Origin of the sequence: Pseudomonas azotoformans, from assembly GCF_001579805.1 — a bacterium.
Lineage (GTDB): Bacteria > Pseudomonadota > Gammaproteobacteria > Pseudomonadales > Pseudomonadaceae > Aquipseudomonas > Aquipseudomonas azotoformans_A.
The window spans coordinates 3,161,972-3,187,317 of the sequence record NZ_CP014546.1 but is presented as its reverse complement, the minus strand read 5'-3'; the positions used below and the strand labels follow the sequence as shown (position 1 = coordinate 3,187,317).

At 62.6% G+C, this 25,346-nt stretch carries 24 protein-coding genes and 1 pseudogene; 11 read left to right on the top strand and 14 right to left on the bottom strand.

Going from position 1 to position 25,346, the window contains the following annotated elements:
- Positions 1–10 precede the first annotated feature (10 nt).
- Positions 11–610 (bottom strand): class I SAM-dependent methyltransferase, encoded by a 600-nt coding sequence (locus tag AYR47_RS14845; RefSeq protein WP_033902608.1) that lies wholly within the window; start codon positions 608–610, stop codon positions 11–13.
- A gap of 100 nt (positions 611–710) precedes the next feature.
- The gene (locus tag AYR47_RS14840) at positions 711–2,081 is read right to left on the bottom strand and encodes a glutamine synthetase family protein (RefSeq protein WP_033902609.1); all 1,371 of its coding nucleotides are present in this window, start codon (positions 2,079–2,081) and stop codon (positions 711–713) included.
- Positions 2,082–2,425: 344 nt separating this feature from the next.
- On the opposite strand from AYR47_RS14840, the gene AYR47_RS14835 reads away from it, so the two are divergent.
- On the top strand, positions 2,426–3,199 hold the full coding sequence (locus AYR47_RS14835; protein WP_061435711.1) for a transporter substrate-binding domain-containing protein: 774 nt from the start codon (positions 2,426–2,428) through the stop codon (positions 3,197–3,199).
- On the opposite strand, the gene cynR is transcribed toward AYR47_RS14835, so the two are convergent.
- Complete coding sequence (gene cynR / locus AYR47_RS14830) at positions 3,174–4,040, bottom strand: transcriptional regulator CynR (RefSeq protein WP_033902611.1); 867 nt, start codon at positions 4,038–4,040, stop codon at positions 3,174–3,176. The genes AYR47_RS14835 and cynR overlap by 26 nt on opposite strands.
- A gap of 111 nt (positions 4,041–4,151) precedes the next feature.
- Here cynR and AYR47_RS14825 point away from each other — a divergent pair, with 111 nt between their 5' ends.
- From AYR47_RS14825 to AYR47_RS14815, 3 genes are read left to right on the top strand one after another with little or no spacing between them, the layout of a single operon-like run.
- Positions 4,152–4,781: a carbonic anhydrase gene (locus AYR47_RS14825; RefSeq protein ID WP_033902612.1), complete on the top strand. Its 630-nt coding sequence runs from the start codon at positions 4,152–4,154 to the stop codon at positions 4,779–4,781.
- A gap of 27 nt (positions 4,782–4,808) precedes the next feature.
- Complete coding sequence (gene cynS, locus AYR47_RS14820; RefSeq protein WP_028619382.1) at positions 4,809–5,279, top strand: cyanase; 471 nt, start codon at positions 4,809–4,811, stop codon at positions 5,277–5,279.
- A gap of 54 nt (positions 5,280–5,333) precedes the next feature.
- Positions 5,334–6,173 carry a cache domain-containing protein gene (locus AYR47_RS14815; RefSeq protein WP_033902614.1) on the top strand — a complete coding sequence of 280 codons (840 nt, stop codon included), beginning with the start codon at positions 5,334–5,336 and terminating at the stop codon, positions 6,171–6,173.
- A gap of 2 nt (positions 6,174–6,175) precedes the next feature.
- Here the strand turns inward: AYR47_RS14815 and AYR47_RS14810 are convergent, their stop codons facing one another.
- Positions 6,176–7,693: an MDR family MFS transporter gene (locus AYR47_RS14810; protein WP_051422247.1), complete on the bottom strand. Its 1,518-nt coding sequence runs from the start codon at positions 7,691–7,693 to the stop codon at positions 6,176–6,178.
- A gap of 66 nt (positions 7,694–7,759) precedes the next feature.
- Positions 7,760–8,944 (bottom strand): 4-hydroxybenzoate 3-monooxygenase, encoded by a 1,185-nt coding sequence (pobA, locus tag AYR47_RS14805; protein WP_208603942.1) that lies wholly within the window; start codon positions 8,942–8,944, stop codon positions 7,760–7,762.
- A gap of 189 nt (positions 8,945–9,133) precedes the next feature.
- Between pobA and AYR47_RS14800 the strand changes: the two genes are divergently transcribed.
- A complete protein-coding gene (locus AYR47_RS14800; protein ID WP_033902616.1) occupies positions 9,134–10,012 on the top strand; it encodes a helix-turn-helix domain-containing protein in 879 nt (292 codons plus the stop codon).
- Here the strand turns inward: AYR47_RS14800 and AYR47_RS32690 are convergent.
- A complete protein-coding gene (locus AYR47_RS32690; RefSeq protein WP_016975214.1) occupies positions 10,005–10,181 on the bottom strand; it encodes a hypothetical protein in 177 nt (58 codons plus the stop codon). The two genes, AYR47_RS14800 and AYR47_RS32690, sit on opposite strands and share 8 nt — an antisense overlap.
- A gap of 98 nt (positions 10,182–10,279) precedes the next feature.
- Positions 10,280–11,185: a LysR family transcriptional regulator gene (locus AYR47_RS14795; RefSeq protein ID WP_033902617.1), complete on the bottom strand. Its 906-nt coding sequence runs from the start codon at positions 11,183–11,185 to the stop codon at positions 10,280–10,282.
- Positions 11,186–11,289: 104 nt separating this feature from the next.
- On the opposite strand from AYR47_RS14795, the gene AYR47_RS14790 reads away from it, so the two are divergent.
- Entirely contained in the window at positions 11,290–12,156 is an 867-nt protein-coding gene (locus tag AYR47_RS14790) for an MBL fold metallo-hydrolase (RefSeq protein ID WP_061435707.1), read from the top strand.
- A gap of 33 nt (positions 12,157–12,189) precedes the next feature.
- Positions 12,190–12,805 (top strand): annotated as a pseudogene (locus tag AYR47_RS14785) (NAD(P)-dependent oxidoreductase).
- 37 nt (positions 12,806–12,842) lie between these two features.
- On the opposite strand, the gene AYR47_RS14780 reads toward AYR47_RS14785, so the two are convergent.
- Positions 12,843–13,718: a LysR substrate-binding domain-containing protein gene (locus tag AYR47_RS14780; RefSeq protein WP_061435705.1), complete on the bottom strand. Its 876-nt coding sequence runs from the start codon at positions 13,716–13,718 to the stop codon at positions 12,843–12,845.
- A 111-nt stretch (positions 13,719–13,829) separates the two neighbouring features.
- Here AYR47_RS14780 and AYR47_RS14775 point away from each other — a divergent pair, with 111 nt between their 5' ends.
- The 4 genes from AYR47_RS14775 to AYR47_RS14760 all read left to right on the top strand — a co-directional run bounded on the left by AYR47_RS14775 (position 13,830) and on the right by AYR47_RS14760 (position 19,298).
- On the top strand, positions 13,830–15,455 hold the full coding sequence (locus tag AYR47_RS14775) for a 5-guanidino-2-oxopentanoate decarboxylase (protein WP_061435703.1): 1,626 nt from the start codon (positions 13,830–13,832) through the stop codon (positions 15,453–15,455).
- Positions 15,452–16,894 (top strand): aldehyde dehydrogenase family protein, encoded by a 1,443-nt coding sequence (locus tag AYR47_RS14770; protein WP_061435701.1) that lies wholly within the window; start codon positions 15,452–15,454, stop codon positions 16,892–16,894. The genes AYR47_RS14775 and AYR47_RS14770 overlap by 4 nt, the downstream gene beginning before the upstream one ends.
- 143 nt (positions 16,895–17,037) lie before the next feature.
- Positions 17,038–18,225, top strand: a complete 1,188-nt coding sequence (locus AYR47_RS14765; protein ID WP_061435699.1) for a cyanate transporter — start codon at positions 17,038–17,040, stop codon at positions 18,223–18,225.
- A gap of 137 nt (positions 18,226–18,362) precedes the next feature.
- Positions 18,363–19,298, top strand: coding sequence for a LysR family transcriptional regulator (locus tag AYR47_RS14760; protein ID WP_061435697.1), 936 nt, complete (start codon positions 18,363–18,365; stop codon positions 19,296–19,298).
- Positions 19,299–19,301: 3 nt separating this feature from the next.
- Here the strand turns inward: AYR47_RS14760 and AYR47_RS14755 are convergent, their stop codons facing one another.
- From AYR47_RS14755 to AYR47_RS14730, 6 genes are all read right to left on the bottom strand, one after another.
- Positions 19,302–19,664: a 5-carboxymethyl-2-hydroxymuconate Delta-isomerase gene (locus AYR47_RS14755; RefSeq protein WP_028619369.1), complete on the bottom strand. Its 363-nt coding sequence runs from the start codon at positions 19,662–19,664 to the stop codon at positions 19,302–19,304.
- Positions 19,665–19,712: 48 nt separating this feature from the next.
- Entirely contained in the window at positions 19,713–20,636 is a 924-nt protein-coding gene (locus AYR47_RS14750) for a LysR substrate-binding domain-containing protein (protein WP_033902626.1), read from the bottom strand.
- A gap of 58 nt (positions 20,637–20,694) precedes the next feature.
- Positions 20,695–22,011, bottom strand: a complete 1,317-nt coding sequence (locus AYR47_RS14745) for an MFS transporter (RefSeq protein ID WP_033902627.1) — start codon at positions 22,009–22,011, stop codon at positions 20,695–20,697.
- A 55-nt stretch (positions 22,012–22,066) separates the two neighbouring features.
- Positions 22,067–23,389, bottom strand: coding sequence for an MFS transporter (locus AYR47_RS14740; protein WP_033902628.1), 1,323 nt, complete (start codon positions 23,387–23,389; stop codon positions 22,067–22,069).
- A gap of 73 nt (positions 23,390–23,462) precedes the next feature.
- The gene (locus AYR47_RS14735; protein WP_061435695.1) at positions 23,463–24,341 is read right to left on the bottom strand and encodes an SMP-30/gluconolactonase/LRE family protein; all 879 of its coding nucleotides are present in this window, start codon (positions 24,339–24,341) and stop codon (positions 23,463–23,465) included.
- 63 nt (positions 24,342–24,404) lie between these two features.
- A complete protein-coding gene (locus tag AYR47_RS14730; RefSeq protein ID WP_016975200.1) occupies positions 24,405–25,337 on the bottom strand; it encodes a 3-keto-5-aminohexanoate cleavage protein in 933 nt (310 codons plus the stop codon).
- Positions 25,338–25,346 lie beyond the last annotated feature (9 nt).

Here is a 25,346-nt window from a genome sequence, read left to right as displayed (position 1 = left end):
CAGGCGGGACTTATCCTCTCTTACGCAGCACGTAGACCCGCCACAGGCTTGAGCCTGGCATGAATTCCTGATGATGCAGAACCTTGAAGCCCGCCTGGCGGAACTCATCTTCGACGGCAGTGCGGGAATGGACCGAGACAATCACCGTGTCGCGGCTGACCCGGTGGAACTCCCGCAGCAGGGCCGAGCGCCCTTCACTGCTGGGCACATGGCGAAACAATTCCAGGCAGAAAATGCAGTCCACCGCATTCGCCGACAAACCGATGGAAAACGCTGAGCCCTGGAACGTCTTGACGCGCTTGAGCAACGACGCCGGGTGATGGGTGCGGGCATGGTCGAGCATGTCCTGGGAGTTGTCCGACGCCAGGATCACCCGATTGACGTGTTCGGCCAGCACGGGCCAAAAGCGCCCCGAGCCACAGGCCAGGTCCAACACCAACCCAGGCTCGCCCGCGACTTTCAGCGCCTGGCGCACCATCCACTCGTCGCGCCACGACGCCAGGCGCTGCCGCAGCCCTGGCGGGCGTGTATCGCCGCAGACCCTGGCGTGTTCGCGGTCACAGCGCTCGGCGTATTCGATCTCGATGGATGAGGGTGGTTGTGGCGACATCGCGGGCTCATGTGGGTGGAACGGCAGTGAACGACCTTGATTTGCAGCTTAACCAGTGCAATGTCAAAAAAAGGTCGAAACGTTCACCACCGAAGCCGGTTCACGCCTGATGCAGATACCAACGCCAATCCTGCTCGCCCACCTCGCCCATGAACTGGCGGTATTCGGCGCGCTTGACCGCCAGGTACACGCCGAGGAATTCACTGCCGAACGCGTCCCGCGCCCAGCTCGACCCTTCCAGGGCGCGCAAGGTGGTCAGCCAGTCGGTGGGCAGCAACTCCTTGGCCTGGGCGTAGCCGTTGCCTTCTACCGGGGCGCCAGGGTCGCGCTGTTCGCGGATACCGCGATGGATGCCGGCCAGGATCGCGGCAGCGGCCAGGTAGGGGTTGGCGTCGGCGCCGCAGATGCGGTGCTCGATATGCCGGGAATTCGCCGGGCCGCCCGGCACCCGCAGGCTGACGGTGCGGTTGTCCACGCCCCAGGTGGCGGCCAGCGGGGCGTAGCTGTTGGTCTGGAAGCGGCGGTAGGAGTTGGCATTCGGGCAGAACATCAGCAAGGAATCAAGCAAAGTACTGAGCATGCCGCCCACGGCGTGGCGCAGCAGCGGCGTGCCGTCGGTGGCTTCGCTGGCGAACAGGTTGTTGCCCTCGGCGTCTGCCAGGCTGACGTGCATGTGCATGCCGGTGCCAGCCAGGTCGTCGAACGGCTTGGCCATGAAGCAGGCAGTCATCCCGTGTTTATGCGCCACACCCTTGACCAGGCGTTTGTAGCGCACCGCTTCGTCCATGGCTTGCAGGGCGTCGGCGCGGTGTTCCAGGGTGATTTCAACCTGGCCCGGCGCGTATTCGGAGATGGCCGTTCGCGCCGGAATGCCCTGCAGTTTGCAGGCGCTGTAAAGGTCAGCGAGGAAAGGCTCGATCTGCTCCAGCTCGCGCAGGCCGTAGACCTGAGTCGAACGCGGGCGACCGCCGTCCACATCCCGCGCCGGCTGCGGGCGGCCGTGGCTGTCGGGTTTCTGGTCGAGCAGGTAGAACTCCAGTTCCGCCGCCATCACCGGGTAATAGCCGTCGGCCTTGAGTCCGTCAATCACCTTGGCCAGCAAGTGCCGGGGGTCGGCGACGGTGGCGGGCAGGCCTTCGGTGGGGTGCATGCTGACTTGCACGGCCGCTGTCGGAATCAGGCGCCACGGCATGCGCTGCAAACTGCCGCTGATCGGGTAGGCGCGGCAATCGATATCACCCACTTCCCACACCAGCCCGGAGTTTTCCACGTCGTCGCCATTGATGGTCAGGCCAAGAATGGTACTGGGCAAAGGCCGGCCACTTTCATACACCGCCAGCAACTCATCACGGTGCAGCAACTTGCCGCGTGGCACGCCATTGTTATCGAGGATAAACAGCTCGAACATCTCAATGTCCGGGTTCTGTTCAAGGAAGGACTGGGCTTCGTGCAGGCAGGCAAAGACACTCATGGGCATTCTCATACGTGTGGGTCAGGCAGGCGCGCAGGTGCGCGCCATCCAGGGGATGGATCAACGTAGGAATGCAGTATCTGGTGGGCGTGCGTGTCGGCAGTGGAACAGGGCCCAGAACGCGAGATCGGACGGCAGTGTCGCGGGGTGGGTGTCGGAAGAGCCGTCCATGCGGGAATCACAATGCTAGAGGTAATCGCCAGCGTCACACGCCAGCACAGGTGATTAAATTCAGGGTTGGCGGAGTTTGGTTGCGACTTGGCTAAACATTCGCTGCGCCTTGCTACCGTGCCCGGTGCTGGAAATAATGAGCGCCCACGCCCATGCCCCAAGGACTCGACCGCATGAAAGCTCCCTTCGCCCTCTGTGTACTGGCAAGTCTGGCCACCGGCGCCCTGGCCGACACCGCGCCGTCGCGCCTTGACCAGGTGTTGCAACGCGGCACGCTGACGGTCTGCACCACCGGCGACTACAAGCCCTACACCTCGCTGCGCGCCGATGGCCGCTACGAAGGCATCGACATCGCCATGGCCGAGTCCCTGGCCAAGAGCCTCAACGCAAAAATCCAATGGGTGCCGACCACCTGGAAAACCCTGATGCCGGACTTCCTGGCCCAGCGCTGTGACATCGCCGTAGGCGGCATTTCGGTGTCGCTGGAGCGCCAGAAAAAAGCCTTCTTCAGCCAATCCCTGGGCGTCGACGGCAAGATCCCGTTGGTACGCTGTGCCGATGTGCAGCGCTACCAGAGCGTCGAACAGATCAACCAGCCCCAAGTGCGCGTGATCGAACCGGCCGGCGGCACCAACGAAGTATTCGCCCGTGCCCACTTGGGCCAGGCGCAGATCCGCCTGCACGTCAACGTGACCATTTTCGACGAACTGCTGGCGGGCAAGGCCGATGTGATGATCACCGACGCCAGCGAAGCGCGTTACCAGCAGAAGCTCAAGCCGGGGCTGTGTGCGGTGAACCCCGAGCGGCAGATGCAGTACAGCGAAAAAGCCTTCCTGTTGCCCCGTGATGATGTGGCCTGGAAAAGCTACGTCGATCAATGGCTGCACCTGAGCCAGGCCACGGGGGTCTATGACGCTATCGTCAGCCAGTGGCTGGCCGCGCCTTGATCAACGCCACGAAGGCGCGACACGCGGCACTGCGATAGGCGCCCTTGCGACTTAGCAGTGCCACGGTGCGTTGGGGTAATGCCGGGCTGATCGCCACCGCGTTCAACCCTGGCTGGGCCTCGGCGATCGCGCTGGGCAGGATGGTTGCCAGCGCCGTGCTGCGCACGATTTCGATGATTGCGCTGATGGAGTTGGCCTCCATCGCAATCAACGGCCTTATCCCCTGGGCACGGCAGTACTCATCGATGTAGCGGCGGGTCGCAAAGCCGGTGTTCAACAACACCAGGGGTTGCGCCAGCCACTGCCGACTGTGCAACCCCGGATGGTTGGCGCCGACCACCCCACTCAGCGTTTCAACAAACAGCCCTTCGCACTCGATGTCCGGCAGATGCTCGCCGGTAAAACCAATGCCGATATCCAGCGCGTCTTCCGCCAAGGCGGTTTCCATGCGGTCCTGGGTCAGTTCCTCGATGCTCACGGTAATGCCCGGATAGCGCTGATTGAACTGCGCCAGCAACGGCCCGATCAGGTAGGCGGTAAAGGTCGGCGTCATGGCCAGGCGCAGGTTGCCTCGGCTCAAGTCCTGCACGTCATGCATGGCGCGGGTGCCGGCCTGCAGGTCCTGCAAGGCCAGCCGCGCAAAGCGCACATAGGCTTCACCGGCATCGGTCAGGCTCACGCTGCGCCCGGAGCGGTCCAACAGCGGCGCACCCAAGGTGTCTTCCAACTGCTTGATCTGCTGCGACAAGGTCGGCTGCGACACATGCAGCGCCTCGGCGGCACGGGTGAAATTGCGGTGTTCAGCCACCGCCAGCAGGTAACGGATATGGCGCAGCAGCATCGAAGCCCCCAACTATAGGAATGACCAATAGAAACCATAATAAGCCGGTCTTGGACGCTATAGCTGAAAACTTCCATCCTTGCCCCATCAGCGACGCAAGGAGAACTTCCCATGCAACATCTCATCGACGGCTTCCGCAAATTCCAGGCCGAAGCCTTTGCCCAACGCAGCGACCTGTTCAAACACCTGGCGACCACGCAAACCCCGGGCACGCTGTTTGTGTCCTGTTCCGACAGCCGTGTGGTTCCCGAGCTGCTGACCCAGCAGGAACCGGGCGATCTGTTCGTGATCCGCAACGCTGGCAACATCGTGCCGTCCTACGGCCCGGAGCCGGGTGGTGTGTCGGCCACCGTCGAATACGCGGTGGCGGTGCTGGGGGTCAGTGACATTGTGATCTGCGGCCATTCCGACTGCGGCGCGATGACCGCCATCTCCACCTGCAAATGCCTGGATCACCTGCCGGCCGTGGCCAATTGGCTGCGCCATGCCGAGTCGGCCAAGGTGATCAACGCCGCCCGCCAGCACACATCCGATGCCGCCCGCTTGAGCGACTTGGTGCGCGAAAACGTGATCGCCCAGTTGGCCAATCTCAAGACCCACCCCTCCGTCGCCCTGGCCTTGGAACAAGGTCGGCTGACGTTGCACGGCTGGGTATACGACATCGAAACCGGCGCCATCGACGCCCTGGACAGCCGCAGCGGGCGCTTCGTGTCGCTGCTCAATCAGATCCACGCTGCCTGACCCCATTTCAACCCAGAGGACAACACCATGTTGCAATCCAACTTCTCACAAACCCCACGCCTGGCCCTGGCCGACACCGTTATCGACCTCAAGGCCCGCAAGAACCTGTCCTGGCAGGACCTCACCGACGGCACCGGGCTCAGCCTGGCGTTCGTCACCGCCGCCCTGCTCGGCCAGCATCCGCTGCCCAAGGACGCTGCGGACGTGGTCTGCGACAAGCTCGGCCTGGACCAGGACGCCAGCCGCCTGCTGCAGAGCGTGCCCCTGCGCGGCAGCTTCCCCGGCGGCGTGCCGACCGACCCGACGATGTACCGTTTCTACGAAATGCTCCAGGTCTACGGCACCACCCTCAAGGCGCTGGTCCATGAGCAATTCGGCGACGGCATCATCAGTGCGATCAACTTCAAGCTGGACATCAAGAAGGTCGAGGACCCGGACGGTGGCTCTCGCGCGGTAATCACCCTGGATGGCAAGTACCTGCCGACCAAACCCTTCTGAGTCGCCCGCGACCGTCTACGCTCTTGTCACACCAACAAGAACGAGGGACGGATAATGAAGGCAGTGTTCCGACTCACCTGGCTGCTGCTGTTGTGTTTCAGCCAGGTGCACGCCGCAACGACTCAGGATGAAGACGCCCAGGCGGCCAAGGCGCTGCTGGAAAAAGCCTTGGCCTACTACCAGAGCAACGGCGACAAGGCGTTTGCCGCCTTCAGCCGACAGGGCGAATTCGTCGACCACGACCGCTATGTGTTCGTGGTCGACACCCAAGGCGTCCTACTGGCCAGCGGTGGCCCCTCCTCCGCCTTGATCGGCCGCGATGTATCCGAAGTGCTCGGGCCGGATTTGCGCCAGTCCTTCAAGGATGCGCTCAAGGTACCGGAAGGCCAGGGCATCCAGCAGGCCGACTATCGCTGGCAGAACTGGAACGATGGCAAGGTCGAACACAAGCATGTGTTTTATCAGCGCGTGGGCGAACGCATTCTCGCGGTGGGTTATTACCTGCCACGGGCCACGCCGGAACAGGCCCGGGCCCTGCGCAACAAGGCGGCAACCGCCTTGCTCAAGGATGAAACCGGCACACTCAAGGCCATCAACTCATTGCAGGGCGGTTTCCTGCAGGATGACCTTTATGTGTTCGTGGTGGACCTCGATACCCAGCGCTATGTAGCCCACGGCACCAACCTGCGACTGGTCAACACCGACTTCAGCAAGATCAAGGACCCGGACGGCAAGCCGGTGGGCGAGCCGATCCTCAAGTTGATGGCCGAGCAGGATCAGGGCGAATACAAATACCGCTGGAAAAACCCGGTGACCGACAAGGTCGAGAACAAGCATGCGTATGTGCGCAAGGCCGGGCATTTCATGGTGGCGGTGGGTTATTACAGCCCCTGAGACTACTTGGCCTTGTCTTCACGGCCACGCAGCACCCGATTGGGCATCGCGATTGCCGCCGCCAGCCCCAGCAGTGACACCGCCGCACTGACCATCAACAAATGCCGGAATGTCACCGCCAACTCCCCGCGCAGGGCATCCTGCGCCGGGCCGGGGGCGGCGTTGAGGCCGTCGAGCAGCACGTTGCCGGAACTGCCTTCGGCCACCAACGCGCCGCTGGCCAGGTGGGCGAAGCTGGAATCCTGCAACAGCGCCAGCAACAGCGCCGACATGCACGCCACCCCCACCGCCCCGCCCAGGGAACGGAACAGGTTGGTGGTGCTGGTGGCGACGCCGATATCGCGCTGTTCCACCGAGTTTTGCGTACCCACCAGTGAGGTCGGGAACTGCATGCCAGCGGCGATGCCGCACAGCAGCATAAACAGCGCCGTCAGCCCCACTGCCTGGGGCGCGCTCAAGGCCATGCCGAGAATCGCGAACGGGCTCAGCAATGCGCCGCTGAGGATCATTGGCTTATAGCGCCCGGTCACCGAGGTCATGCGCCCGGCAAAATAAGCCCCCATCGGCAAGCCCATGGCCAACGGCAACAGGTGCAACGCCGCGCTGTCCGCACCCGAACCGGTCACTGTCTGATACCGCAGCGGCATCAGCACCGTCAGGGAAATCGCCTGGAAGCTGGTGAAAAAGATCGTGCACCAGCACAACACCGCACTGCGGTTGGCAAACAAATGCATCGGCAACAACGGCTCTCGCGCCCGGCGCTCGTGCCAGACAAACACCGTCAACGCCACCAGCGCACACACCAGCAAGCCCAGCACCTGACTGTCACGCCAGTGATGGCCCTGGCCGATTTCGGTGATGCCCAGCAGCAAGGCGGTCAAGCCGATGATCATCAGCACAGTGCCGAGGTAATCGATGATCGGCTTGCGCTGCGGCACCGGCAGGCCCACCAGCGTGCGATGGGCGACGTACCAGGCGCCGGCGCCCAAGGGCAAGTTGATCAGGAACACCCAGCGCCACGACAGGTATTCGGTCATGTAGCCGCCCAGCACCGGCCCGGCCACGCTGGCCACCGCGTACATGCTGCTGAAATAGCCTTGGTAGCGGCCGCGTTCGCGGGGCGGGATGATATCGCCGATGATCGCCTGGCTCACCGAGATCATGCCGCCGGCGCCGATGCCCTGGAGGATCCGCGCCAGCACCAGTTGCTCCATGCTTTGCGCCATGCCGCAGAACAGTGAGGCCAGGGTGAACAAGCCCATGCCGATCAGCATCATCGGCCGCCGCCCGTACAGGTCGCCGAGCTTGCCGTAGATCGGCACCGCCACGGTCATCGCCACCATGTAGCCGGAGATGACCCAGGCCAGCAGGTTGACGTCGTGGAACTGGGCGGAAATAGCGGGCATGGACACGGCGACAATGGTCTGATCCAACGCCCCCAGGAAGATCGCCATCATCAGTGAGGCGAGAATACTGCGCACAGCGGGCAGTGGCGGAGCAGGCTGATTGAGGTGCGTCACGGCAAGACCTTCGAGCAAGGCCCGTGGGAAAAGGCGGCCCACGGGAATGCTCGATACGATAGCAGGCTATTCGATAGCTTCGTAAGGAAGTCCGACGTAATTTTCTGCGATGGTCTTGCGCCCCGCCTCGGAGTGGATGAAGTAGTCAAGCTCACTCTCGGCGATGCGCTGGCTGAAACCGTCGGCCTCGGGAAACTGATGCAACATTGAGGTCATCCACCAGGAAAACCGCTCGGCCTTCCACACCCGCCGCAGGCAGATGGCGGAGTAACGCTCCAGAAGATCCACGCGCCCTTCGCCGTAGACCTTGAGCAGAATCCGGTACAGCGTACTCACATCACTGGCCGCCAGGTTCAAGCCTTTGGCCCCGGTCGGCGGCACGATATGCGCCGCGTCGCCGAGCAGGAACAGGCGCCCGTACTGCATCGGTTCCACTACAAAACTGCGCAGCGGTGCGATGCTTTTTTCGATCGATGGACCGGTGACCAGGTGTTCTGCAAGGTGGCTGGGCAGGCGGGTTTTCAGTTCATCCCAGAAGCGGGCGTCGGACCATTCGTCAATCGGTTCCTCCACCGGCACCTGCAGGTAATACCGGCTGCGCGTCGGCGAACGCATGCTGCACAGGGCGAACCCGCGCGGGTGTTTGGCGTAGACCAACTCAGGGTGAACGGGCGGTGTGTCGGCGAGGATGCCCAGCCAGCCGAACGGGTAGACCCTTTCAAAGACCTTGAGCGATTCAGCCGGGATCGATTGGCGCGCAATGCCGTGATAACCGTCGCAACCGGCGATGTAATCGCACTCCAGGCGGAACGCTTGGCCCTGATGTTCGAAGGTCAGCCAGGGTCGATCACTTTTGAGAGCGTGGGGCTGCACATTGCGCGCTTCATACAGGGTGGTGGCACCGGCGGCGCCACGGGCGGCCATCAGGTCGCGGGTGACTTCCGTCTGGCCGTAGATCATCACCGATTGACCGCCGGTCAGCCCCTTGAGGTCGATGTGGGTCAACTGGCCGTTCAGCGCCAACTCGAAACCGTCATGCACCAGGCCTTCGTTGTCCATACGCTGGCTGACGCCGGCCTGCCGCAGCAGGTCGACCATGCCTTGTTCCAGCACGCCGGCACGGATGCGGCTTTGCACGTAGTCGGCGCTCTGACGCTCTAGGATAAGGGTCTCGATCCCTGCCTGATGCAGCAGTTGGCCAAGCAGCAGTCCGGAAGGACCGGCGCCGATAATGGCGACTTGGGTTTTCAGCGTTTTCATTATTTTTATGGCCCGCAAGTTCCACTCGAACGGATCGGGTGAAAGAGTTGTCATTGGTCTTGTTGCTGACATTTTTCACTTGAGTGAGCGGCATAAGAAGGTGAAAACTGCGCCAAAGCCTGCGCTTTTTGCCAATTGGGGCGATTACCGCACCACTCTTCCGAGTATCGGGTTGAAACCATGACCAAAACCGCAATTCCGGTCTTCAAGCTTTACGGGGAACACCAGCAATGGCCCACCCCCGATTTGTTGCACTGCGAAACCATTTCCCGGCGCAGTCGGGAATACCAGTGGGAAATCCAACCCCACCGGCACGCGGATCTGTGCCAGTTGCTCTACGTGCACAAAGGCCAGGCACAGTTGGAAATCGAAGGCCAGCGCACCACCCTGAACGAAGCAACCCTGCAAGTCCTGCCGCCCTTGTGCGTGCACGGGTTCCGTTTTCCTGAGGACGTCGAAGGCTACGTAGTGACGCTTTCGGCGCCGTTGGTCAGCCACCTGCAAACACAGTTGGGCTCCACCGTGGACGGTTTGCAGACACTCGGCAGTTACCCGGCGGGCAAAGACAGTGATTACCTGAACAGCCAGTTCGCCCGCTTGCAGGATGAATACGCCGATGAACAACCGGCACGGGACATGATGATGCACGCGCTGGTCAGCGTGTTGCTGGTATGGATCAGCCGCCAGGCCATCCAGCGCCGTCACCCACGTGCGCCACGGGGGCGTGAATACTTCCGGCGCTTCACCCAGTTGGTCGAGCAGCATTACCGCGAACACCCCAAGATTGAGGATCTTGCCCACAAGCTGGGCATCTCGGTCTCACACCTGAACGGGACATGTCGGGAATTGGGTGGGCAACCTGCGTTGCAGATCATGCATGACCGCCAATTGCTGGAAGCCAAGCGTTTGCTGACGTACACCAGCATGACCATCAATGAGATGTCGGAGGTGCTGGGTTTTTCCGACCCCACCAACTTCTCTCGGCTGTTCCGCCGACGGGTCGGGTTCTCACCCAAGGCGTTTCGCGAGCAGTTGAAAGCCGAACCATCGGCTACCTGAGCGCGCTGAAACTGCCGGTGCGGGGCACGCATTGATCCTGATGGCAGCTGATCGCAAAGGTCGGCTGCATACGGGTCTGCTCCACGCGGTAGGCGGCGGTCCCGTAAAGTGCGCTGGCAATGGCGCACAGGCTGAAAATCATCAGGTACTTTCTGGTTTTAATGCTCATGGCACAGACCTCTGCGGATCTACAGGGTGCTGTCTAAAGCATAGGTCAACCAGGCCAAGTTGCCATTATCGGACGACATTCAACCGGTTGATTCCAGCCTAGAGCCCGACATCCCACGCCGGCTCTTCCGGAAACCTCAGCACCAGGAAATCCAGCAAGCTGCGCAGCGCCGACGGCATGTGTTTGCGCGAGGCGTACACCGCATAGATGTTCATCTGCCGCGGCTCGGCGTCAGGCAGCAGGCGCACTAGTTCGCCGCGCCGGATGTAATCGCCGGCCTGATAAGTGGGCAACATCGACACTCCGGCACCGGCCAACGTCACGCGTAACAACGTACTGGCCTCGTTGGAGGTGATGTTGCCGATGATCGGCACCGAGACCGGCTCGCCCCGCTCCTCGAAATGCCACAGGCTTTTGCCGAAGTAGGAATGGGTGAGGCAATTATGTCCGGCGAGGTCTTCGACCTTCTGCGGCGCAGGATGCTCCAGCAAGTAGGCCGGCGAGGCACACACCACCGAGCGGCACACCGTCAGGCGCCGGGCAATGAGGTTGGGGTCCAGGTCGTTGCTGGTGCGGATAGCCAGGTCGATGCGCTCATCCACCAGGTTCACCGTGCGATCGAGCATCTGTAGGTCGACCGTCACCAGCGGGTAGCGCTTGACGTATTCGGCAATGGCCTGGGCCAATTGCGCCTGGCCGAACGACGTGCTGACGCTCAAACGCAGCAAACCACGGGGCGCTTCATCGGGCTCGCTGACGGCGGCTTGCATGTCGCAACACAATTCCAGCAATTGCCGACAGCGTGGCAGGGTTTCACCGCCCGCTGCCGTCAGGCTGAGCTTGCGCGTGGTGCGGTGCAACAAACGGGCGCCGACCCAGTCTTCCAGCTCCGCCAAATAACGCGACACCACCGGCCGCGACAGGTCCAGATGATCGGCGGCGGCGGACTGGCTGCCCAGATCCACCACCGTGACAAACACGCGCATTGCTTGAAGACGATCCATGATCTGCCCGCTTTCAGAAACAAACTATGTCCCAGCATCGCATTTTTAGTCTGGTTTTGTGCAACTAAGCTCTGTGCATCCTTTACCGATGCTGGAGCTGCCCGATGTTCTCAACCTTCAAGCGCCTGACCCTCGCCACCGCCGCCCTGGCGTTCGCCGCCCATGCGTCCGCGGCCGAGCTGAAGCTGGATGTGTACAACCCTGGCGAAGCCGCGATCTTCCCGGTCAGCTCGGTGCTGGTCAGCGGCGCCAAGGACGCGATCCTGGTGGACGCCCAATTCGGCAAAGGCCAGGCCGAGCAATTGGTGCAGAAAATCCGCGCCAGCGGCAAGCACCTCGCCACTATCTACATCAGCCATGGCGACCCGGACTACTACTTCGGCCTCGACACCCTCACCGCCGCCTTCCCCGACGCCAAGGTGCTGGCGCCACAACCGGTGGTCGACCACATCAAGGCCACCGTGGCCGGCAAGCTGGAGTTCTGGGGCCCGAAAATGGGCGCCGACAGGCCGTCTAAAACCATCGTGCCGCAGGTCCTCGAAGGTCACAGCCTGAGCCTGGAAGGCCAGCCACTGGAGGTCATCGGCCTGGATGGCGCGCAGCCGGATCGCAGCTTTGTGTGGATCCCGTCGATCAAGGCCGTGGTCGGTGGCGTGGTTGTCTCCGAAAACATCCATCTGTGGATGGCCGATACCCAGAGCGCGCAGTCCCATAAAGACTGGCTGGCGACACTGCAACGCATCCAACAGCTGAAACCAAAGACCGTGATCCCGGGCCACTACCTCGGCACACCGACGCTGCAATCGGTGGCCTTTACCGCCGACTACATCAAGGCCTTCGACGCCGAGACCGCCAAGGCCAAGGATTCTGCCGCCCTGATCGCGGCCATGAAAAAGCGTTACCCCACCCTCGCCGACGAAAGCTCGCTGGAACTGAGCGCCAAAGTCGCCAAGGGCGAAATGAAGTGGTGAACCGTTTCAAACCCTAACGTACTGGAGAACGTCATGAGCAAGATTGCAATTATTGGTGCCACTGGCCGTGCCGGTAGCCAACTGCTGGAAGAAGCGCTGCGTCGCGGGCACACCGTCACCGCCATCGCACGCAATACCGACACGCTGGCCGTACGCCCTGGCGTCACCGTCAAACAAGTCGACGCCCTGGATGCCAACGCCCTGCAACAGGCGGTGAGTGGCAGCGACGTGGTGATCAGTGCGGCACACTTCGCCACCCTGCCCGCCAGCGCCGTGATCGAGCCGGTGAAAAAGGCCGGGGTAAAACGTCTGCTGGTGGTGGGCGGCGCCGGTTCGCTGCTGCTGCCGGGTGGCGGGCGGGTCATCGACAGCGTGGGTTTCCCTGAGGAATACAAAGCGGAAGCCACCGCGGGTGCGGCGTTTCTTGACGCACTGCGCCAGGAGAAGGAACTGGACTGGACGTTCCTGTCGCCGTCGGCGGAGTTCGTCGAGACCGAGCGCACCGGTCAATTCCGGGTGGGGCCAGGATGACTTGTTGGTGAGCAGTGAAGGTCGCAGTTGGATCAGTTTTGCGGACTATGCGATTGCGTTGATCGACGAAGTGGAATCGCCGAAACACTCACGCCAGCGTTTCACCGTAGGTTACTGATACGCCCCATCCCTGTAGGAGCACGGCTTGCCGGCTCCTACAGGGGCGACTTGGCGTTCATGACCAACCAATCCATCAGAGCTTTAAGACCCGCCGAAGGCTCGGTCCCCGGCGGATACACCAAGTAATACCCCATACCCGTCGGCACCCGCAGCTCAAACGGCATCACCAACCGCCCCGCCTTCAAATCCTCGCCAATCAACGCGCTGTCGCCAATCGCCACGCCGGAACCTTGCGACGCCACCGTCATCGCCAAATCCAGCGTTTCAAAATGATGGCCCTGGCTCAAATTGCCCAGCCGCGTCTGCGCCGCCTTGAGCCACAATGCCCAATCCCGTTCATCCCGCGTGGGGTGCAGCAAGACCTGTTGCTGCAAATCTTGCGGTGTGTGCAAGCCCGCGAGCAGTGCCGGTGCGCAGACCGGCGTGAGTTGCTCATCGAACAGATGCCGCGCCTCGGCCGATTGCTCGGCGATGGGCGCATAGATCACCGCCGCGTCGAATTGCTCGCGGCGAAAGTCCACGGTGTAGGCCACGGTGGTGGTGAGTTCCACCGGCACGTCCGGGCGTTCCTTTTGCCACTGCATCAGGCGCGGCAGCAGCCAGCGCATCACACAGGTGGACGCCTTGAGCTGCAGGACCTGACGCCGACTGCCGATCTGCTCCACCGCCTCGCCGAGCAGGCCAAACACCTGCTGTGCGCGCAGTGACCACTCGCGGCCCTCTTCGGTCAGGCTCAAGCCACGCGCCTGGCGCTGGAACAGCGCGTAGCCCAGATGACTTTCGAGCCCGGCAATCTGCCGGCTCACCGCGCCCTGGGTGATGTGCAGTTGCTCGGCGGCGCGGGTGAAGTTGCAGCACTGGGCCGTGACCCAGAAGGTGTGCAGCGCGGGCAGTGGCGGGAGGCGTTTCATCGGGGCGCAGCCATGACGTGAGGACATGGCTAGTATGACTTTTTATCGATTGTTGCCGCTACAGGCCAGCCGGTCCAATAACGCCTTACCTCAACAATAAGAGCGACCTATATGGCGACCTGCGGCGAAGTATTGGTCAACCTCCTGGAAGGCTACGGCGTGGACCAGGTGTTTGGCATCCCCGGCGTGCACACCGTGGAGCTGTACCGCGGCCTGGCCCGTTCCAGCATCCGTCACGTCACCCCGCGCCACGAACAGGGCGCCGGCTTCATGGCCGACGGTTATGCGCGCACCAGCGGAAAACCCGGCGTGTGCTTCATCATCACCGGCCCCGGCATGACCAATATCACCACCGCCATGGGCCAGGCTTATGCCGACTCGATCCCGATGCTGGTGATTTCCAGCGTGCAGTCGCGCAGCCAATTGGGCGGCGGGCGCGGCAAGCTGCATGAGCTGCCCAACCAGGGCGCGATGATGGCCGGCGTGGCGGCGTTCTCCCATACCCTGATGTCGGCGGCGGAGCTGCCCGGCGTGTTGGCGCGGGCGTTTGCGTTGTTCCAGGCCGGGCGGCCGCGTCCGGTGCACATCGAAATCCCGCTGGATGTGCTGGTGGAAAATGCCGATGCACTGCTGGGCAGTGAACCGGTCAGCGTGGCCCGTGCCGGTGCGGCGCCGTCGGCGGTCAAGCAAATGAGCCAGTTGCTCGCAGCCGCCAAGACGCCGTTGATCCTGGCCGGTGGTGGCGCCATCGACGCAGCGCCGGAACTGACCCGACTGGCCGAAGCCCTCGGCGCGCCGGTGGCCCTGACCATCAACGCCAAAGGCATGCTGCCTGCCCGCCACCCACTGCTGATCGGCTCGACCCAGACCTTGGTCGCCACCCGCGCACTGGTGGCCGAAGCGGACGTAGTATTGGCCATCGGCACCGAGCTGGCGGAAACCGACTACGACGTGACCTTCGCCGGCGGTTTCGAGATTCCCGGCGCGCTGCTGCGCATCGATATCGACCCCGACCAGACCGTGCGCAACTACCCGCCGCAAGTGGCCTTGGTGGCTGATGCACAAATCGCCGCCGAAGCGCTGTTGGCCGAGTTGACCAGCAAGTCTTTGCCACCGCGTAACAGCGCGTGGGGCGCTGAACGCGTAGCGCGCCTGTGGGCGGAACTGACGCCCAGCTGGGACGCAGCCACCCGCGCGCAAACCCTGTTCCTCAAGACCGTCCTCGAAGAATTGCCCAACGCCGTGCTGGTGGGCGACTCCACCCAACCGGTGTACAGCGGCAACCTGACCCTGAATCTCGACCACCCGCGCCGCTGGTTCAACTCGTCCACTGGCTACGGCACCTTGGGCTATGCCTTGCCTGCCGCCATCGGCGCCTGGCTGGGGCGTGGTAATGGGCAGCCGGTGGTGTGCCTGATCGGCGACGGCGGCCTGCAATTCACCCTCCCGGAACTGGCCAGCGCGGTGGAAGCGCGCACGCCGGTGATCGTGTTGCTGTGGAATAACCACGGCTATGAAGAGATCAAGAAATACATGGTCAACCGCGCCATCGAGCCGGTCGGCGTGGACATCTACACGCCGGACTTTATCGGCGTGGCCAAGGCACTCGGTTGCGCCGCCGACAGCATCCAAGGGATTGAGTCGCTGCGCGCGGCACTACGCGCAGCGGCTGATCGCCAAGGGCCGACGCTGATTGAAATCGAACAGGGGCTGTGGATGAAGGCGGTGGCGGAATGAGCGCGGTATTGAACGGTGTGTATATCAATGGGGCATGGCGTGCCGGACTGGCCTCGCTTGAGGTGATCAACCCTGCGACGGAAGCCGTCCTGGCCCACGTCAGCGTCGGCGATGCGAGCACGGTCACCCAGGCGGTCGACGCCGCCAGCGCCGCGTTCATCGACTGGTCAAAAAGCACCGGCCGCGACCGCGCCGCGCTGTTGCGCAAGATCGCCCAAGGCGTCAGCGAGCAGCGCGAACAGCTGATGCACCTGCAATCGAGCAACAACGGCAAACCGCTGTTTGAAGCCGCGATTGATGTGGACGATGTGATCGCCACCTTCGACTATTACGCCAGCGTGGCCGAGGCGATGGACGCCAGCCAGGATAGCCCGGTGGAACTGCCCAGCGCGGACTTCAGTGCACGTCTGCGTCGTGAGCCGTGCGGTGTGGTAGGGCTGATCGTGCCGTGGAATTTCCCGATGGTGACCACCGCCTGGAAACTCGCTCCCGCCCTGGCGGCCGGTTGCTGCGTGGTGCTCAAGCCATCGGAAGTCACGCCATTGGCGGAAATGCAACTGGCGCGGATTATCGCCGAGGCGGGCTTGCCGACCGGGGTGTTCAACCTGGTGTGCGGTACGGGCCTGGAAGTGGGCACGCCGCTGGCGGCGGATCGCCGCGTGGCGAAGATTTCCTTCACCGGCAGCAACGCCGTCGGCGTGCAAGTGATGCAGCGCGCAGCAGAAACCATCAAGGGTGTGAGCCTGGAACTGGGCGGCAAATCCTCCTTGCTGGTGTTGGCGGATGCCGACCTGGACCTGGCGGTGGAACTGGCCTGTGGCGGTGGGTTTTTCAACGCAGGGCAGATGTGTTCGGCCACCAGTCGCGTGCTGGTAGCCGACAGCCTGGCGGATGAATTCCTGCAACGTATACAGGCACGGGCTGAAGGCATTCGCGTGGCTGACCCGTTTGCCGATGACGTGGAAATGGGCGCGTTGATCAACCGCGTGCAATATCAACGCGTGTTGGGGCATATCCAGCGCGGTGTTGAGGACGGCGCACGTTTGCTGTGTGGCGGTGACCGACCTGCGGACCTGCCGAAGGGCTTTTTCATCCGCCCGACCGTGTTCACCGACGTACCGCTGGACAGCGCGTTGTGGAACGAAGAGATCTTCGGCCCGGTGCTCTGTGTACGACGTTTCACCTCGCAAGCCGAGGCCATTGCCCTGGCCAACGACAGCGATTTCGGCCTGGTGGCGAGTGTGGTCAGCGCCAGCCATGAAACCGCTGAGCGCGTGGCAAATGCCTTGCAGGCCGGGCTGGTGTGGATCAACGCACCGCAGGTGATCTTCCCGCAGGCCGCGTGGGGCGGTTACAAGCAGAGCAGCATTGGCCGCGAGTTGGGGCCGTGGGGGTTGGCGGCGTTTCAGGAGATCAAGCATGTGATCCGGTCCCTTTAGCCGATAAGAATCTTTTGTGGCGAGGGAGCTTGTTCCCTCGCCACAAAGTCATCCGCATTTTTTAGATAGCCCCTGCGACTTTCTCATTTGCCCCCTCCTCCCGCCCATGGCCTGATTCGCCCTTGTTCACTCAAGGCCGTCCCATGGAAACCGTTCACACAAAACCCGCCACCGCCGTCTGGCTGATGATCAGCGTCGTGCTGGTCGCCCTCAACCTGCGCCCGTCGATGGCTGCTGTCGGCCCACTGTTGTCCTCGATTCGCGGCGACGTGCCCTTGAGCTTCAGCAGTGCTGCGTTGCTGACCATGTTGCCGGTGATGGCCATGGGCTTGGCGATGTTTTTTGGCATGGGCGTGGCCAAGCGATTTGGCGAGCACCGCAGCATCGTGGTGTCGCTGCTGGTGATTGGCGTGGCGACGTTGTCGAGGCTGTTCCTCGATTCAGCACTGGAATTGATTATCAGCGCCATCGCCGCCGGTGTGGGGATTGCGATGATCCAGGCGTTGATGCCGGCACTGATCAAGTCGCGGTTCAGTGACAATGTCTCGCTGTTCATGGGCCTGTACGTCACCGCGATCATGGGCGGCGCGGCACTGGCGGCGTCGTTTGCACCGTTCGTGCAGGTGCAGACTGGCAGTTGGCGCATCGGCCTGGCGATCTGGGCAGTGCTGGCGCTGTTGGCATTGGTGTTTTGGTACGCGCAGCGCTCGGTGTTGCCGCCACTGCCCCAAGCCGCTGCGGGCCCTCAAGAATCATTCTTCGGCAACGGTCGCGCCTGGTTGCTCGCGGTATTTTTCGGACTCGGTACCGCGTCCTACACCTGCGTACTCGCCTGGCTGGCGCCGTACTACGTGGAGCAAGGGTGGAGTGAACAGAACGCCGGCTTGCTGCTGGGTTTCCTGACGGCCATGGAAGTCGTCTCCGGCCTGATCACCCCCGCCATCGCCAACTGTCGCCAGGATAAACGCGGCGTGGTGGCGGTGTTGCTGGTACTGATCATCCTGGGTTTCTGCGGCCTGATACTCAGTCCGCAACACCTGAGCCTGCTGTGGCCTTGCCTGCTCGGCCTGGGCATCGGCGGCCTGTTCCCGATGAGCCTGATCCTGTCCCTCGACCACCTAGACAACCCGCGCCGCGCCGGTGGCCTCACCGCATTTGTGCAAGGCATCGGCTACCTGATTGCCGGCCTGTCGCCGCTGATCGCCGGGATGATCCGCGATCAACTGGGCAGCTTCGAATGGGCCTGGTGGTCGCTCACGGCGGTGATCGTGGTAATGCTGTTGATCGTGACGCGCTTCAACCCAAAGCATTACGCACGACATATCCGCTGAGGTCGTGTTGGAAACAGTATTTGTCTCACGCCAAACATAGAAACGCCCTACAGAGCATTCTATTGGCACGCTCGTTCCGTTAAGCTTTTGTGCTGTCTTGTACTGAGTTCGGTACAAAGGGTTTACGGACGAAACCGATGCTAAACAGTAACTTGCTCAGAAAGCTCGATATGCAGGACTTGATGGTGTTTATCGCCGTCTATGACCAGAGCAGCGTTACCGAGGTGTCTGAAACGCTGTTTGTCAGCCAGTCCACCGTGAGCTACAGCCTGAAGAAGCTGCGCACCAGTTTTGAAGACGAGCTGTTTATCAACACGCGCGCCGGCATGCGCCCGACGTACAAGGCCACCACCATGTACGGCCATGTGCAGAAGATCCTCGAAAGCATCAACCTGTGCCACGCCGGCAGCCAAGCCTTCGATCCGACGCTGAAGGCCGTGACCTTCAACGTGTGTGCGCCGGAATATTTCGAACAGTTGATCCTGCCGCGCCTGTTGAAAAACTTCGACCGCGCCGACCTGCCGGTGATCGTCAATGTGCAGAAGCTGGAAACCGACATCCCCGCCGGCGACCTGCGCGAAGGTCGCCTCGACCTGGTGATCTGCTTCGGCCCCAACTTCCACCGCGCCCACAAAGACTTCCGCACCCAGATGCTGCTGGAGGACGACTTGGTGTGCGTATTCGACAAACGCTCGGCGCCACGGGAGCCAGCCTTCAGCCTGCAATCCTTCGTCGAGCGCCGCCACGTGTTCCCCACGCCGTGGACCTCCGACACCAACATGATCGATGGCTGGCTCGCACGCCAGGCCCACAAGCGCCAGGTCATCGCCCGTGCCAACAGCTACAGCGCAGCCTTGAAGATGATCACCGGCACGGACTTCATCGTCACCTTGCCCCGTCGCGTGCAAAAGTTGCTGGCGCCGTCCACGGTGTTCGGCCATTGCGAAGCGCCGAACGGCTTGCCGGGGTTCACCCTGGAGATGCAGTGGAACGAAACCAGTGGACAGGACAGTGCCAATACCTGGTTTCGTGAGCAGGTGGTGAAAGTGTGTGCGGATCAGGGGTTGTTGTAGGGCTTAACCGATTGCGACCTTGCTGTAGGAATCGCGATCCATATCCACCAACAGAACACTCAGCTGAACCTGTACGCCCGCTGGCCAGTCGCCCAGATCCTGCAAGGCCGCCAACAGGCTTTCCGACAACTGCTTCTTGACCTGCGGCGACCGTCCGCTGAGCAGTGACAACTTCACCGCGATAAAACCACGAGGGTCGAGGGAGGTGCCCACCTGGAACGTCTCGACCTTGACCGCACGGCTTTTGATATCGAACTCGGAACCGAACTGGCCAGACACCATCAACACGTTGTTGAGCCGTAGCAGGGTTTTCTCAACGGCCAGGTTCGTCAGGTTGGCGGTGTATTCCAGGTGCAGGTGTGGCATGTAGGGCTCCGAGTCTTTGGTAGGAAGAATCCTAGATATACCACGGAGTCAGGCCTTGGTCGCCAACCCACGATCACTCATGAACGCTTCGAGTCGCGAGCGTACCCAGCGCTCGGCCGGGTCCGTGTCCACATGGCTGAGCCAGACCATGGACAAATCCAGGGTCGGCGTCTCGAACGGGAATGGCTCGCAGAACAGGTGGCCCGACACGGCCATGGCCTCGGCGGTGTAGTCCGGCAGGCTGGCGATCAGGTCGGTGCCGGCGAGCAACGCCGGCAGTGCGCTGTATTGCGGCACCGACAACACCACGTGGCGCTTGCGGCCGATTTCCGCCAGCCATTCATCCGCGAACCCCGCCACGTTGGCGGTGTGGGACACCAGCACGTGGGGCCGTGAGCAGTATTCGTCAAGGGTCAGCGGTGTGTCCGAGGCATCGGCACGCAGGATGCGCGGGCGGATATGGCGCAGCAGCTTGCGCTTGGCATTCGCTGGCAGGCCACGGGTCTGGGTGATGCCGACGGTGATATCGCCAGAGGCCAGCAGATCCGGGATGCGCCAGTAGTCCACATGTTGCACCACGAACACCACTTGCGGCGCTTCCTGGCGCAGGGCGCGCAGCAACGGCGGCAACAGGCCGAACTCGACATCATCGGACAGGCCGATGCGGAAGGTCATGGTACTGATCGACGGGTCGAAGTCATGGGTCAGGCTCAAGGCCGAGGACAACGAGTCCAGCGCTGGCGACAAATGCTGGATGATTTCCTCGGCCCGCGCGGTGGGCTCCATGCGGTGGCCGACGCGAATGAACAGCGGGTCGTTGAACAAGGTACGCAAGCGGTTGAGGGCCGAGCTGATGGTCGGTTGGCCGAGAAACAGCTTCTCTGCCACCCGCGTCACGTTGCGTTCCAGCATCAGTGCTTCGAACACCACCATCAGGTTGATGTCGGCCTTGCGTAATTCATTGCGATTCATCGGCGCCTGCCCCTTTCCCCAAGACAAGCCGCAGTGTAGAAAGCCGCGTTGCCGGCGTCTACGTGTAGGACGCTTCGCTGGCTTGTGCGCCACGCTCAGGCTCGTGCCCCATGCGCAACCGCAGCGCCGCAATCGCCGCCACCACCAATACCAGCGCAATCACCTTCAGGCCGTTCATCGCATTGCCGGTGCTTTGCTCGATCACGCCCATCACCGAGGGGCCGACAAACCCGCCGAGCAGCCCGCAGGCGTTGACGAAACCCAGCCCGCCCGCCAGCGCAACGCCCTTGAGGCGCGAAGCCGGGTACAGAAAGATGATCGACTGCACCACAAAGAACATCACCGCCGACAGGCAAAAACCGAGCAGGCTGAACACCGGCCCCGATATCGACGCGATGCCCAGGCCCAACGCCATGGTCAGCAGCCCTGTGACCAGCAACCGCCGGCAGCGTCCGGGCGTCGTGGCGAAACGCGGAATCAGCAAGGCACCGAGTGCCGCCGCGATCCACGGTAACGAAGTCAGCAGGCCGACGTTCATGGTGCTCAGCTCGCCGTATTTGCTGATGATGCTCGGCAGGAAAAAGATCACCGTGTAGATGGTGATCTGGTGACAGAAGTACACAAAGATCGCCAGCAGGATTTGCGGGGTCAGCCAGTTTTTCAACGAGTGACCACCCTCGCCCGCGCCCTCTTCGGTTTCCTGGGCGATGCGCTGTTCGATGCCGCGCGCTTCCTCGGCCGACAACCACGGCGCCTTGCTCGGACGGTCCGGCAATTTGCGCCAAACCACCCAGGCAAACGCCACCGCCGGCAGTCCTTCGAGCATGAACATCCACTGCCAGCCGTGCCAGCCGAGCATGCCGTCCATGCGCATCAAGGCCGCGCCCACCGGGCCGCCGATGATGTTGGCGAAGCAAACGCCGAGCAGGAAATAACCGGTGGCGCGTGCCCGCTGTTCGCGGTTGAACCAGTAGGTGAGGTAGAGCATGACGCCGGGGAAGAGTCCGGCTTCGGCAATGCCCAGCAACAGGCGCAGCACATAGAACGAGGTCTCGCCCTGCACAAAGGCCATGGCCGCCGAGATCAGGCCCCAGGTCACCATGATCCGCGCGATCCAGAACCGCGCGCCGACCTTGTGCATGATCAGGTTGCTGGGGATTTCCGACAGTGCATACGTCAGGAAAAACAGCCCCGCGCCCAACCCGTACGCCGCGGCGGAAATGCCCAGGTCGACGTCCAGGTGATGCTTGGCCAGGGCGATGTTGGTGCGGTCCAGGAAGCTCAGGATGTAGGCGATGATCAGCAAGGGCATCAGCTTGACGAACATCAGTTTGTTCAACGCCTGCGGGGTGCGGGCGGAAGTCGCGGTAGTCATCGGCAATTCCTCTTGGCGCCCCGCCAGCCGGGCTGGGGGGCGCATCGGTGTTGTTCTAGGAGTCGAGTTGCATAGCCAACGCCTGGGGGCGATGGGAAAACAGTTGCAGCAACGCGCCGCCCAGGGCGCAGCCGGCCATCACGAAGAAACACACGGTGTAGCCGTGCAGCGTGGTCCAGCCGCCGCCCATGGCGATCAGGCTGCCCATCAGCACCGGCGCCAGGCCGCCACCGATGAACATCGCGGTGGTGATGATGCCGTTGGCGGTCGACGTCGCCGACGGTTCGGCCGAGTCGCAGGCCACGGCGTAATAGATCGGCCATACCGCGTTGGCCACCAGGCCGAACAGCAGTTGCACGACGACGATCAGCGTCAGGGTGTTGGCGAAGTAGAACGCGCCGACACTCGCCGCCATCCACACGCCGCAGATGATCAGGGTGGTGCGTCGGCCGATGATGTCCGACAGCGACGGCCACACCAGTTGCCCGAGGATGCCGGTGAGGGTGAACACCACGCTCATCCCCGCCGACTCGGCCAGGGACAATCCGGCGATGTTGTAGAGGTAGGCCGGCAGCACGATGTTGACGCCCATGTACACCACTTGGGTCAGCATCGTATTACCCGCCGTGAGGGCGATGTTGCGGTTGCGCAAGGTGGCGACAAAGGTGCGCCAGGCTTCGCCTTTTACCGAGCTGGCCGGGGCATTGTCGGGCGGGGTCATGCCTTTGGCGGCGATGTCGACGTACAACGCAGTGATGCGCTCGGCCGTGGAATAACGCGCCCAGAAGATCATCAGCGGCAGCGCCACCACGAAAGCGAAAAAGAACACATAGCGCCAGTTGTCCTCACCAAACACGGTGATGACAAAACTCGCGACGATACCGCTGAGCATCGCGCCAATCGGGTAACCCGTATGGTGCGCACCCAGGGCAAAACCGCGACGCTCAACCGGCCACCATTCGGCGGTGTTGCTCACCCCCACCGGCTCGCCCCAGCCAGCGCCAAGGTTGACGCCGACGCGCAGGGCAATGAAGGTGGCGAGGTTGCCGCTCAACGCCTTGAAGCCGGACAGAAACGAGATCGCGGTGTAGCCCAGCACCAGCGGCACCTGGAAGCGCGCACGTTTCCAGCCGCCGCCGTAACGGTCGCTCCACATCGAACCGGGGATATCCAGCAGCGCCAGGGCCAGCATCACCACCGTGGCCACGGTGCCCCATTGGTCGGCGGATAAGTCGAAATGCTTGGAAATGGTCGGCCCCAGGCGCAGCACGATCTCACGGTCGTAGGCGTTGAGGATCCAGATCATCCAGCAGACCAGCAGCGACACCCAGGAATGCCGGTGAATACTGCGCAGCGACGCTTTTTTAATAGTTGCCATGGGCCTCTCCAGGCGCGCGAGGGCGCGCACTGACACAAGGTTGCGAAGGAATATGCCTTGTCACACACACGCGCTAGCTGGCGAACCGTCGCTCGGCTATTCCTTGCACGCCCAACCCGGTAATGGCGAACAGCGCTCCGCGCTGCTGGCCGTCTGCCGGAAAACGCGGCAGCGGCGGCTTGGCCATGGAGGTCACAAACAGGGTGTCCAGGTTCGGCCCGCCAAAGGTCAGGCTGGTAACCTTTTTCACCGGCATCTGAATGATGCGATCGACGTGGCCGTCGGGGGTGTAGCGCACCAGTTTCCCGGCGTAGACCAGCGCCTGCCACAGGCAGCCTTCGGCATCCACGGTGCAACCGTCGGCGGCGCCACCGCCGGAGGTATCGACCTTGGCGAACGTGCGGCGGTTGCTCACGTTGCCGGTGGCCAGGTCGTAGTCGTAGGCCCAGATCTCGCCGGACCAGGTGTCGCAGAAGTAGAAGGTGTCACCCGATGGGCTCCAGCACGGGCCGTTGGACACGATGATGCCTTCGTCCAGGGTGTGCAGGCTCAGGTCAGCGTCCAGGCGGTAAAGCTTGGCGCTGGCGCTGTCTTCCAACGTGTCCATGGAGCCGAAGATAAAGCGGCCTTGGCGGTCGACCTTGCCGTCATTGAGGCGGTTGTTGGGCAGGTGCGGTTCCGGATCAGCGACCAGGTTGAGTTCGCCGCTGTTGAGGTCGAGGGTGTGCACGCCGTTTTGCAGGGCGACGATGGCCGACTCGCCGTCACGGCGCAGGGCCATGGAGCCGATTTTCTGGCCCACGTCCCAGGCCCGCAGTTCGCGGCCGTCGTCGGTGCAGCGCAGGATGCGGCCGTCAGCGCTGTCGATCCAATACAAGCGTTGTTGCTCGACGTCCCACACCGGGCCTTCGCCCAGGGTGGTCTTGACGTCGACGAGCACTTCGATACGCATGGTGATCCCCTTATTGTTGTTGTGCGGGATGCAAGCCGCGCCTTGACGCGGCGGTTTGTTGGGTTAGAAGTTGACCTGATCGCGCCCCTTGAGCCCGAGGATTTCCCGCGCTTCATCCGGCGTGGCGACGCGGTGACCGAGGGCTTCGATCACGGTACGAATGCGCCGGACCTGATCGGCATTCGACGCCGCCAGTTTGCCCGGCCCGTCCCACAGCGAATCCTCAAGCCCCACCCGCGCGTTGCTGCCCATGGACAGGCCCATGGTCGCCAGCGGAATCTGCCCGCGCCCGGCGCCGAGGATCGACCACACGTAATCGTCGCCAAACAGACGGTCGGCGGTACGGCGCATGTGTGCCAGGTCTTCCGGGTGCCCGCCGATGCCGCCACGCAAACCGAATACCGACTGGATAAACAACGGTGGCTTGAGCAGGCCGCGTTCCAGGAAGTGCGCAGCGGTGTAGAGGTGGCCGATGTCGTAGCACTCGATCTCGAAACGCGTACGGTTTTCGGCACAGGAGTTGAGGATGTGGGTGATGTCGCGGAAGGTGTTGCGGAAGATCCGGTCGTCACTTTCTTCCAGGTACGGCCGTTCCCAGTCGTGCTTGAAGTCGGTAAAGCGGTTGAGCATTTCGTACAGGCCGAAGTTCATCGAGCCCATGTTCAGCGAAGCCAGTTCCGGCTTGAACTGCATCACCGGCTGCAGGCGTTCTTCCACGCCCATGGTCGGTGCGCCGCCGGTGGTGATGTTGATCACCACGTCGCTGGCGGCCTTGATCTGCGGCAGGAATTCGGCGAACAGCGCCGGGTCCTGGCTGGGGCGGCCGTCGTTGGGGTCACGGGCATGCAGGTGCACAATCGCGGCGCCGGCTTCGGCGGCACCGATGGCGGCATCGGCAATTTCCTGGGCGGTGATCGGCAAATGCGGTGACATCGACGGCGTATGAATCGCACCGGTAACGGCGCACGTAATAATGACAGGACGATTTTTGGACATGACAGATCT